We start from the raw sequence: 8,641 nt of genomic DNA, 5'->3' as shown, positions 1-8,641 counted from the left end.
TAGGGGACCCAGAATCTGGGTCCCCTATCGGCGTTTGAGCACCCGATAGTGCTCGGAAGAATCCGCCGTGCCCGGCCCGCACCGCAGGTGCATGATTGAATTTGTGGGCCCAACAGACTTCCCCCGAAATCCAGAAAGGGAGCACCGTGCCGGAACAGAACGACGATCGGAAGCCCTTCCGGCGTGGCGCTCCCGACTCGGGGACCGGCCGTCGAGGCGACAGCGACGATACGAATCGACGTGGCGGTGGATTCAAACGCCGGGCCGATTCCGGTGACCGCGGCGGCTACGGTCGGCGCGACGAGTCCGCCGAGCGTGGTGCTCAGCGCCGCGACACCTCGGGGGGCTTCGACCGCCGTGGTGACGCCGGTGAACGTGGTCGCCATGACCAGCGAGGCAACTCGTCGGGGCGCGGTGGATTCGGACGCCAGGATTCCGGTGACCGCCGCGGCGGCGACGGGCCGAGGAAAAGCGGATTCGAACGCCGCGACGATTCCGGTGCGCAGCGTGGCTTCACCGGCCGCGGGGGCGCCGGCGAACGTGGTGGTTTCAAGCGCTCCGAGGACGCTGGAGAACGCGGCGGCTTCAAACGTCGAGGAGATTCCGGCGAGCGACGCGATGATTCGCGTGGCGGCTACCGCAGGGGGGAAGACTCCGGTACACGTGGCGGTTTCGATCGAGACCGATCTCGTGGTGGATTCGGTCGCCGTCGTGATGAGATCGGTGACCGGAGCGATGTCCAGCGTGGCGAGCGCGGTGGACGCGGAGGATTCGAGCGCCGTGGCGAATCCGGCGATGGCGGGCGCCGTGGCGAATCCGGTTTTCGGCGTCGCGATGACGCGGATGATCGACGCCGTTCGAACACCGAGCGGGATGCCGACGCGCGCCGCGGCGGGGCCGATCGTGACGACCGGGCATCGCGCGGTGACGTGTCGCAGGATCGCCGTCGCGGCGGCGAAGGCTCCCGGGTGGGCGGCGGTCGTTCGCTCGACCGGCGTCCCGCGCGTCCGGAGGAGCCCGATCTGCCGGACGACGTACAGGCCACCGATCTGGACCCGGTCGTGCGTCGTGACCTACTCAGCTTGGACAAGGGCAATGCGGAAACGGTCGCAAGGCACTTGGTGATGGCAGTGCAACTCGTCGACGACGATCCGGCGTTGGCGCTCGCGCACGCGCGGGCCGCCCGGCAGCGTGCCGGCCGGATTGCCGTGGTTCGCGAGACCGCGGGTGTCGTGGCCTACCACGCCGGCGAATGGGCGGAAGCTTTGTCGGAGTTGCGGACGGCCCGCCGGATGTCCGGTGGTTCGGGTCTGCTGGCTGTGATGGCCGACTGCGAGCGTGGCCTCGGTCGACCCGAACGCGCGATCGAACTCGGTCGCAGCGACGAGGGCCGTGCTCTGCGCGGGGACGAGGCGACCGAGCTGCGCATCGTCGTCGCGGGCGCCCGGATGGACCTGGGCCAGTACGACCAAGCCGTCGTAACCCTCCAGACGTCGGATCTCGATCCGTCGCGCACGGGTTCGGGCGCAGCCCGCCTCTTCTACGCCTACGCCGACGCCCTGGTCGCCGCAGGCCGCACGGACGAGGGGCTCACCTGGTTCCTGAACGCCGCGTCGGCGGATCTGGACGGCGAAACCGATGCGGAAGAACGCGCCGCTGAACTCACCGGCGATATCGATCTCTGACCGACCGTACGTCGGCCCTCGATCGCGCCCGAGTATGAGTTACGGCGTGGTCGATTTCGTCTTCGCTGAGTCGCCGTTTCTGGCCGCCGCCGTCGCGGATGTCGTTCCGGCGACGCGCCCTCATCGAGCGTCTCGAATCGACGGCGAGGTGTTCGCTTTGTCGTGCCCACAGATGACGTGAGCGTGCGGTCGGGAGATACGTCGGCGTGGTGGTAGGCGCTCCGGTTCTGCCTGGCCGATGCGGCCTCGGCGTGGTGCACGGCGAACAGCTCGAGGGCTGTGTGACAGGGGATTCCGGCCTGGCGAAGTGGCTGACCACCCGTCTTTCCGGTTGGTTGTCTGGCGTAATGTTCGTGTCTCGGACTGGCCGAGCGGCTGTGCTGTCGGCGAGCCCGACGGTATGCGAGTCGGCGCGGCGCCGATCGGTGACATGGAGTGAGAGTGGTGTGAAGCGACTACGGGATCGCTATCGAGCCCTGCTGCTGGATTTGGACGGCACGCTGTATCGCGGGCACGAGGTGATCGCAGGCGCACCCGAGGCGTTGACCGCGACGGGTGAGGCGGCCCAGCGGCTGGTGTATGTCACGAATAATGCGAGCCGGGGACCGGCGGTTGTGGCTGCGCATCTGGCCGAGCTCGGTTTTCCCGCGTCCATCGACGACGTGGTGACCAGCGCCCAGGCGGCCGCCCGGCTGCTGGCCGAGCGACTCGAACTGGGTGCGCAGGTCCTGGTCGTCGGCAGCGATGATCTGGCCGCCGAGGTCGACGCGGTCGGGCTGTGCTCGATCCGGCGCTTCGACGGCGCCGCGCCCGCCGCGGTGGTGCAAGGCCATTCCCCCCATACCGCGTGGCCGGACCTGGCCGAGGCCGCCTACGCATTGCGCGCGGACGCGTTGTGGGTTGCTGCGAACACCGACAAGACCTTGCCGAACGAACGTGGCCTCGCCCCGGGCAACGGCGCGATGGTCGCCGCGCTGCGCGCTGCCTCCGACCGGGAGCCGGTCGTGGCGGGCAAGCCGTATCCGCCGCTGCTGGAGGACGCGCTCGTCCGGGCGAACTCGCGCAGCGCGCTGGTGGTCGGCGACCGCCTCGACACCGATATCGAAGGCGCCAACCGCGTGGGTCTCGACGCGCTGCTGGTGCTGACCGGCGTCAGCACCCTGGACGAGCTGCGCGAGGCACCGGACGAGCGGATCCCCACATATATCTGCGACTCGCTCGATGCGCTCAATCACACACCCGTCGAACTGGACCTGGATGCAGACCTGGGCGAGGTCCTGCGGCGTAACCCGGGACGAGCTGTGACGGTCCGCGCGTCCGGATCGGAAATCCGATAGCGTTGACGCCACGATGACTACTCCTACGCCCCGTCCGAACGGTCCCGGAAGGCCCGCTGGTGTGCCGGGGCCCCGTCCCGGGGCGCCGTTGCCCGGTCAGCACCTGGCTGGGCAACCGCGCCCGGAGCCGGCCGATCCGGATCGGATCCGCGGCGAGGTGGACAGTCTGCTCGCCGAACTCGAACGACCCGGCTGGAGCGCAGCGGCGCCCGCTGCCGACAGCGCCGATGCCGGGGTCGATATCACCCGGCGCGCTCGCATCCTGGAGCAAGCACATGACGTGCTCGTACAGGCACTGGCCACGGTGGACAAGATCTGAGGTGGCCAGACGCACTCGGGTGGACGCGGAACTGGTTCGCCGCGGATTGGCGCGATCGCGAGAGCACGCGGTCGAGTTGATCGGTGCGGGCCGCGTCCTGATATCCGGAACGGTCGCGGTGAAAGCGGCCACCGCCGTCGAGGCGGGTACGCCGCTGGTGGTGCGCGACGAGCCCGACGAGGTGTCCTGGGCCTCGCGCGGGGCACACAAACTGCTCGGTGCGCTGGAGCGGTTCGAGCCGGAGGGGTTGTCGGTCACGGGCAAGCGATGCCTGGACGCGGGCGCGTCCACCGGTGGTTTCACCGACGTGCTGCTGACGCGGGAAGCGCGGGAGGTCGTGGCGGTCGATGTCGGTTATGGGCAGCTGGTGTGGCGCCTGCGCAGCGACGAGCGCGTGCGGGTCTTCGACCGCACCAATGTGCGCAACCTGACGCCTGAAACGATCGGCGGCACGGTCGAACTGGTGGTGGGCGACCTGTCGTTCATCTCGCTCGGCTTGGTGCTGCCCGCGCTGGCAGCCTGCGTGACGCCGGGCGCCGACCTGTTGCCGATGGTGAAACCGCAGTTCGAGGTCGGCAAGGAGCGCGTCGGCGCCGGTGGCGTTGTCCGCGATCCCGCGCTGCGTGCCGCCGCGGTGTGCACGGTCGCGGCCGCCGCGGCCGGCCTCGGCATGCGTACCGTCGGCGTCGTGGCGAGTCCACTGCCGGGTCCGTCCGGCAATGTCGAATACTTCTTGTGGCTGCGCAACGACGGGCAGTTCGAAGACGACCGCGAGCGGGTGGCGGCGCTGGTCGAGCGCGCGGTCGAGGAGGGCCCACAGTGAACGCGTCGGCCCAGCCCCGCGGCCGGGAGATCTTGCTGGTGTCCCATCCAGGGCGGGCGGAGATCATCGAGACCGCCCACCGAGTGGCGAAGATCTTCGCGGACGCGGGCATCTGCCTGCGAGTGCTCGCCGACGAGGCGGACAGCACCCGATTCGAGGCCGAACCGTGCGGCTATCCGGTGCGCGTGGTCGAGCACGGCCCAGCCGCAGCGGTCGGCTGCGAGATGGTGCTCGTGCTCGGTGGCGACGGAACCTTCCTGCGCGCTGCCGAGCTGGCGCGGTCCGCGGCGGTGCCGGTGCTCGGGATCAACCTGGGCCGCATCGGGTTTTTGACCGAGGCCGAGGCCGAGCACCTGGACGAGGCGCTCGCCCAGGTGGTCCGGCACGATTACACGATCGAACATCGGATGACCATCGACCTCACCGTCCGGGTCGACGACGAGGTGATCGAACGCGGCTGGGCGCTGAACGAGGCGAGCATCGAGAATGCCTCGCGCATGGGTGTCTTGGAAGTCGTGCTCGAGGTCGACGGACGGCCGGTGTCGGCGTTCGGGTGCGACGGCATTCTGATCGCCACCCCGACCGGATCGACCGCCTATGCCTTCTCGGCCGGCGGCCCGGTGGTGTGGCCGGAACTCGAAGCGCTGCTGGTGATTCCGAGCAATGCCCACGCCCTGTTCGCGCGTCCGCTGGTGACGAGCCCCGATTCGCGCATCGCGGTCGAATCGGTGGCGACCGGGCACGATGCGATAGTTTTTCTGGACGGCAGGCGCACGCTGGCACTACCCAGAGGCGGCCGGGTGGAGGCGGTTCGGGGCGCCGATCCGGTCCGCTGGGTGCGGCTGGATTCTGCACCGTTCGCCGACCGGATGGTGCGCAAGTTCCAATTGCCTGTAACCGGCTGGCGTGGCCGACGGCGAACGGAGAGCACAAGTGCTGACAGAGATCAGGATTGACGGCCTTGGCGTCATTTCCACGGCGAACGCGCAGTTTCATGCCGGACTGACCTGCCTGACCGGCGAGACCGGTGCGGGCAAGACCATGGTGGTGACCAGTCTGCATCTGCTCAGCGGTGCGCGCGCGGACGCGGGCCGGGTTCGGCTCGGCGCGTCCCGTGCCGTCGTGGAGGGGCGGTTCACCATCGAGGACGTCAACGACGCCGCCCGCGCCGAGGTCGCGCAGGTGCTGGAATCGGCTGCGGCCGAGCAAGACGACGACGGCAGCATCATCGCGATTCGGACGGTGGGCAGTGATGGACGTTCGCGGGCGCATCTGGGCGGACGCGGGGTGCCCGCCGCGGTGCTGGCCGAATTCACGGCGCCGCTGCTGACCGTGCACGGCCAGAACGACCAGCTGCGTTTGCAGCGTCCCGATCAGCAGTTGTCCGCGTTGGACCAGTTCGCCGCCGGCGCGGTGGCCGGACTGCTGCGCAAGTACCGGACGCAGCGCCGTTCGTGGCTCGACGCCCGCGCCGAATTGCTCGAACGGACCGCCCGCGGTCGGGAAATGGCGCTCGAGGCCGAACGGCTCGAGCACGCGCTGAACGAAATCGATGGCATCGCACCCGAGCCCGGTGAGGACGTGCGCATCGTCGACGAGGTACGCAGGCTCAGCGATCTGGACTCGTTGCGCGAGGCGGCGGCGGCGGCGCACGACGCGCTCGCCGGACCGGCCGACGCGCCCGAAGACGGTTCCGGCGCGATGGAATTGATCGGTGCCGCACGCGCCCGCGTCGAAGCGGCCGACGACCCCGCGCTGGCCGCTCTCGCGCCGCGCCTGGCCGATGCCATCGCCGTCGTGGTGGATGTGACCGCCGAGCTGAGCGGTTATCTCTCGGATCTGCCTTCGGATCCGCGGGCGCTGGATTCGCTGCTCAACCGGCAGGCCGAACTGAAGACGCTGACCCGCAAGTACGCCCCCGACATCGACGGCGTGCTGGCCTGGGCGGATGACGCACGCGCCCGGCTCGGCTCACTCGATGTTTCCGAGGAGGCGCTGGCCAAGCTGGCCGCTGAGGTGGATACCGCCGCCGAGCGGGTACGGGTGACGGCCCAGAAGCTGAGCACGGCGCGGGGCGAAGCGGCGGCAAAGCTGGCGGCCGCGGTGAGTGCCGAACTGGGGGGGCTCGCGATGGGTAAAGCGCGTCTCGAGGTCGACGTGCGGTGGCCGGCCGCAGGCCCCCAGGACTCGGCGCCGATCATCGTCGACGGGCAGCAGGTGCACGCCGGTCCCGCCGGCATCGATGAGGTCGAATTCCGCCTGGCCCCGCATTCGGGCGCGAAGTCGCTGCCGTTGAGCAAGAGCGCGTCCGGCGGTGAGCTGTCGCGGGTGATGCTGGCGCTCGAAGTGGTGCTCGCCGGGGCCGATCACGGAGCGACGATGGTGTTCGACGAGGTCGACGCCGGCGTCGGTGGCCGGGCCGCGGTGGAGATCGGTCGCAGGCTGGCGCTGCTGGCCCGTACCCACCAGGTCATCGTGGTGACGCACCTGCCGCAGGTCGCGGCGTTCGCGGATACCCATCTGGTGGTCGACAAATCCGACGACGGGAAGGGCGCGGTCAACAGCGGCGTTCGCGCGCTCACCAACGAGGAGCGGGTTATCGAGCTGGCCCGCATGCTGGCCGGTCTCGGCGACACCGAGACCGGCCGCGCGCATGCGGAGGAGCTGCTCGCGACGGCACGCGCGGAGAAAGCGGGTGCCCAGGCGGCGACGCGCTGACGATCAGCGCACCGTTTTCTGCCCGGCCTCCACGAATCCGTCATCAGCTTTCTTCGGGCTGAGCTGCACCAGCTTGTCGGGCACGGGGAGTGTGGGATCGGATTTCATCGTGTTGGAGACCAGGGTTCCGTTGCCGGCGCCGGTGGGCACCGCGCGGTCTCGGGGTTGCGACGGCAGGCTGTCGAACCGCTCCAGAACCAGTAGCGGCCTATTCGCTGTGGATGAATCGGGCGGGGATGCCTGTGGTCGAGGTGTCCTCTGTTGTTCGTCGTGGTCGGCGCCGGCATCGGCGCGAGGCATGGTCTGCAATTCCGGCGGTGCAACCTATCTCTAGCCGGGAGGATACGTCCTGAGCAGGCGGATTATGGGTTCTGAGGGTCTGGGGAACCAGGTTCGGCTCCGGTGGCACGGCATGAATCGCCGAGCGGGTGAGGCGCAGTGCCGGGATGTATCACGGTGCCTGCGATCCGGGAAACGGCGCGCCTCCACCAATGGTTGAGGGTTTGCCGCCATCATCGGCGCATGAAGATGCTGGCGCTGTTGTCGAGGAACACCGAAACGCTGCCGGGTCGGACCGGGACAGCCCGAGTGGATCGCAACACCCGGCGACTGCTCGGGCGCGTCGGCCCGGGTGATGTCGTCGTGCTCGACGAGATGGACCTCGACCGGATGACCGCCGACCGGTTGGTCGAGGCCCGGGTGGGCGCGGTGATCAATACCTCGCCGTCCATTTCGGGTCGCTATCCGAATCTGGGCCCGGAAGCGCTGGTGGCCAACGGAATCCTGCTGCTGGACACAGTGAGCTCGGATGCGTTCAGCCGGATCAAGGACGGCGCGCGGGTCCGGATCGATGAGGGCGTGGTCTACTCCGACAAGCTGATCAAGAAGGAACCCGAGGTCCTCGTCGAAGGAATCGAGCTCACCGAGTCCGCCATCGCGGAGCGGATGATCGAGGCGCGCAACGGTCTGGCTGATCACCTGGAGGCGTTCGCGGGCAACACCATCGAGTTCATCCGCACGGAGAACGCGCTGCTCATCGACGGCTTCGGAGTGCCGGAGCTGGATCTGGTGCTGAAGCAGCGGCACGTGGTGGTGGTCGCCGACGGACCAGACCACGCCGAGGATCTGCAGCGGATCAAGCCGTTCATCAAGGAGTACGTCCCGATCCTGATCGGCGTCGGCCGTGGCGCGGACACGCTCAGGAGGCGGGGGTACCGCCCCGACATCATCGTCGGAGACCCGGACGAGATCACGTCCGCGACCATGAAATGCGGTGCCGAGGTGATCTTGCCCGCGGACACCGACGGACATGTGAAGGGGCTCGAACGCATCCAGGATCTCGGCATCGGCGCGACGACTTTTCCGTCCTCGGGGTCGGCTGCCGATCTGGCGCTGTTACTCGCCGATCATCACGGAGCGGCGCTGATCGTCGTCGCGGGTGCTCCGGCCTCGCTCGACGACTTCTTCGATCGGGGGCGCCGACACAGCAACCCGGCCACCTTCCTCACCCGGCTCAAGGTCGGAACCAAACTGGTGGATGCGAAGGCCGTCGCCACGCTGTACCGCAACCGGGTGTCCGGGATCGCTGTCGCGCTGGTGGTGCTCGCCGCGCTGGTCGCGGTGATCGTCGTGTTGCTGGCGTCCAACCGTGGCGCGGACGTCATGGACTGGGCCGTCGACAACTGGAACCGGGCCGCGCTCTGGGCGCAGTCCCGCGTCGGTTCGTGGGAATAGGCATTCGTGGGAATAGGCAAGGGAG

General features: G+C 69.0%; 8 protein-coding genes. 7 read left to right on the top strand and 1 reads right to left on the bottom strand.

Annotation, left to right across the window (positions count from 1 at the left end):
• Window positions 1-719: 719 nt before the first annotated feature.
• From ACT86A_RS16370 to recN, 6 genes are all read left to right on the top strand, one after another.
• Window positions 720-1,685 carry a tetratricopeptide repeat protein gene (locus ACT86A_RS16370; protein ID WP_445092999.1) on the top strand — a complete coding sequence of 322 codons (966 nt, stop codon included), beginning with the start codon at window positions 720-722 and terminating at the stop codon, window positions 1,683-1,685.
• Window positions 1,686-2,131: 446 nt separating this feature from the next.
• Complete coding sequence (locus tag ACT86A_RS16365; protein ID WP_445092990.1) at window positions 2,132-3,022, top strand: HAD-IIA family hydrolase; 891 nt, start codon at window positions 2,132-2,134, stop codon at window positions 3,020-3,022.
• Window positions 3,023-3,035: 13 nt separating this feature from the next.
• Window positions 3,036-3,341, top strand: a complete 306-nt coding sequence (locus ACT86A_RS16360) for a hypothetical protein (RefSeq protein WP_445092989.1) — start codon at window positions 3,036-3,038, stop codon at window positions 3,339-3,341.
• A gap of 1 nt (window position 3,342) precedes the next feature.
• A complete protein-coding gene (locus ACT86A_RS16355; RefSeq protein ID WP_445092988.1) occupies window positions 3,343-4,164 on the top strand; it encodes a TlyA family RNA methyltransferase in 822 nt (273 codons plus the stop codon).
• Window positions 4,161-5,120 (top strand): NAD kinase, encoded by a 960-nt coding sequence (locus ACT86A_RS16350; protein ID WP_445092987.1) that lies wholly within the window; start codon window positions 4,161-4,163, stop codon window positions 5,118-5,120. Before ACT86A_RS16355 ends, ACT86A_RS16350 begins: the two co-directional genes overlap by 4 nt.
• Window positions 5,098-6,882 (top strand): DNA repair protein RecN, encoded by a 1,785-nt coding sequence (gene recN / locus ACT86A_RS16345; RefSeq protein ID WP_445092986.1) that lies wholly within the window; start codon window positions 5,098-5,100, stop codon window positions 6,880-6,882. Before ACT86A_RS16350 ends, recN begins: the two co-directional genes overlap by 23 nt.
• A 3-nt stretch (window positions 6,883-6,885) precedes the next feature.
• On the opposite strand, the gene ACT86A_RS16340 is transcribed toward recN, so the two are convergent.
• Window positions 6,886-7,032 (bottom strand): hypothetical protein, encoded by a 147-nt coding sequence (locus ACT86A_RS16340; RefSeq protein ID WP_445092985.1) that lies wholly within the window; start codon window positions 7,030-7,032, stop codon window positions 6,886-6,888.
• 372 nt (window positions 7,033-7,404) lie between these two features.
• Here ACT86A_RS16340 and steA point away from each other — a divergent pair, with 372 nt between their 5' ends.
• The gene (steA, locus tag ACT86A_RS16335; protein ID WP_445092984.1) at window positions 7,405-8,616 is read left to right on the top strand and encodes a putative cytokinetic ring protein SteA; all 1,212 of its coding nucleotides are present in this window, start codon (window positions 7,405-7,407) and stop codon (window positions 8,614-8,616) included.
• Window positions 8,617-8,641 lie beyond the last annotated feature (25 nt).

The sequence above is a fragment of the Nocardia glycosmidis genome (assembly GCF_052545115.1).
Note: the sequence above shows the minus strand (reverse complement) of the source record. Positions and strands in the feature narration are given on the sequence as shown.

What these genes read in the sequence shown, in the direction of transcription:
- ACT86A_RS16360 (WP_445092989.1), top strand. Translation starts at nt 3,036, where the DNA reads ATGACTACTCCTACGCCCCGTCCGAACGGTCCCGGAAGGCCCGCTGGT.
- steA (WP_445092984.1), top strand. Translation starts at nt 7,405, where the DNA reads ATGAAGATGCTGGCGCTGTTGTCGAGGAACACCGAAACGCTGCCGGGT.